Raw genomic sequence first — 426 nt, 5'->3', positions numbered from 1 at the left:
GGGCGATGTCTTAACCGCTTGACCATAGGGCCATATATAAATTTTTATTTAAAAGTATGGTTGCGGGAGTAGGATTTGAACCTACGACCTCCGGGTTATGAGCCCGACGAGCCACCAAGCTGCTCCATCCCGCGTTATTGGTGCCGAGAATCGGAATCGAACCGATACGGTGTTTGACCACCGCAGGATTTTAAGTCCTGTGCGTCTGCCAGTTCCGCCACCCCGGCATTTGGCGCTCAGGGTGGGGCTCGAACCCACAACCTACCGGTTAACAGCCGGGTGCTCCACCATTGAGCTACCTAAGCACATACAATATGTATAATTATAAAATATTAAATTTACTTTGTCAAAATTTTCTTACAAATTTTGTGAAGAAATAATCTTCACAAAAAAGTAAGTTTGGCAACTTCCTAGTCTCCCGGGAGG

Annotated in this window: 3 tRNA genes; all 3 read right to left on the bottom strand. The window is 46.2% G+C overall.

The annotated features are described in order from the left end of the window. Positions 1-57: 57 nt before the first annotated feature. A tRNA-Met gene (locus tag HMPREF2782_RS08465) sits at positions 58-134 on the bottom strand. A 4-nt stretch (positions 135-138) separates the two neighbouring features. Continuing rightward, positions 139-227 (bottom strand) — tRNA-Leu (locus tag HMPREF2782_RS08460). Positions 228-230: 3 nt separating this feature from the next. Continuing rightward, a tRNA-Asn gene (locus HMPREF2782_RS08455) sits at positions 231-305 on the bottom strand. Positions 306-426 lie beyond the last annotated feature (121 nt).

The sequence above is a fragment of the Anaerococcus sp. HMSC068A02 genome, from assembly GCF_001811125.1.
Taxonomy (GTDB): Bacteria; Bacillota; Clostridia; order Tissierellales; family Peptoniphilaceae; genus Anaerococcus; species Anaerococcus vaginalis_C.
This window is presented reverse-complemented; position numbering and strand designations above follow the sequence as displayed.